The organism is Myxococcus sp. AB025B (assembly GCF_006518215.1).
Classification (GTDB): domain Bacteria; phylum Myxococcota; class Myxococcia; order Myxococcales; family Myxococcaceae; genus Myxococcus; species Myxococcus fulvus.
The window spans coordinates 1-1,442 of record NZ_SRLW01000621.1; the positions used below are offsets into that span (position 1 = coordinate 1).

Annotated in this window: 2 protein-coding genes; both read left to right on the forward strand. The window is 69.3% G+C overall.

The window, feature by feature from the left end; translation table 11 throughout:
- Positions 1-792, forward strand: a 792-nt coding sequence (locus FL311_RS43105) for an ABC transporter ATP-binding protein (RefSeq protein ID WP_194869638.1), incomplete at its 5' end; no start/stop codon positions are given.
- Positions 779-1,442 (forward strand): biotin/lipoyl-binding protein (locus tag FL311_RS43110; protein ID WP_194869639.1); only part of this gene is annotated, 664 nt, incomplete at its 3' end. The genes FL311_RS43105 and FL311_RS43110, both read left to right, overlap by 14 nt.

The following is a 1,442-nucleotide window of genomic DNA, read 5'->3' on the forward strand; positions in this document are numbered from 1 at the left end:
GTGTTGGAGCTGCCGAGGGTGAAGGGGCACCTGCGGTTTCGCGGGGTGAGCTTCCGCTATGGGAGTGGCAGGGAGTCCAACACGTTGGAGCGGTTGGACTTGGAGTTCGCGCCGGGCGAGGTGGTGGCGTTGGTGGGGCCGTCGGGGTGTGGGAAGAGCACGCTGGTGCGGCTGCTGTTGCGGTTGCATGACCCGAGCGAGGGGACGGTCTCGATTGACGGCTACAACCTGCGAGACGTGACGCCCGAGTCGGTGCGTGGGCAGATAGGGATGGTGACGCAGGAGACGCAGCTCTTCTCCGGCACGGTGTTCGACAACATCGCCTGTGGGCGTCCGGTGACGGAGCAGGCGGTGGTGAGGGCGGCGCAGCTCGCGGGGGCGTACGACTTCGTCACGGAGCTGCCGTACGGGTTCCAGACGCTGGTGGGGGAGCGCGGGTTGACGTTGTCGGGAGGGCAGCGGCAGCGGGTCATCATCGCGAGGGCGTTGGTGACGGACCCGCGCATCCTCATCTTCGACGAGGCGACGGCGGCGCTGGACCCGCTGGCGGAGCAGGCGATTCACGACCGGCTGAGAGACATCGTGCGAGGGCGGACGACGCTCATCATCAGCCACCGGCTCCAGACGTTGCAGCACGCGGACCGCATCGTGGTGATGAACGAGGGGCGCATCTCGCAGATGGGGACGCACGAGTCGCTGATGTCGGCGCAGGGCAAGCTGTACAGCGCGCTCGCACAGGCGACGCCGAACTGGAAGCGCCATGGCACGGAGGTGGGTCATGGCGGTGAGTGAGGACACCTATCGCGAGCTGTTGCCGGTGCTCGACTTCCCGAGGACACGGCACGTGTTGCGGACGCTGTACCTGGTGTGTGCGGGGCTGGCGTTGCTGGGCTTCGGCGCGTTGTTCTTCATCGAGCTGGACGTGGTGGTGCGAGCGCAGGCGGTGGTGGCGCCGGTGGGGGAGACAGCGCGAGTGCAGGCACAGCGCTCGGGGGTGGTGGCGGACATCTCGGTGCGAGAGGGACAGCAGGTGGAGCAGGGAGCGGTGCTGCTGCGCCTGGATGACGCGCAGGTGCGGACGCGCTTGAAGCTGCTGGAGCAGCAGGTGGCGGAGGCGCGAGGACGGGTGTCGATGTTGGAGGCGCTGGTGGCCTCGCGAGCGGACGCGTACGGGGTGCAGGTTCGCGTGCGGAAGGCGACGGCGGTGGAGACGGTGGCGAGGCTGGAGGCGGCGCGAGCGCAGGTGAGCGCGAAGGAGCGAGAGGCGGAGGCGCGAGCGAGGGATGCGCGGCAGGCCGAGCAGCTGAAAGCGAAGGAGTTCGTGGCGCCGGTGGAGGTGGAGAACGCGGCGACGGAGGCGGAGGTCGCGCGCTCCCAGGTGGAAGCGGCGAGAGCGGCGGCGCGCGAGCTGGAGGCGAGCCTGGGGCGGCTGGAGTTGGAGC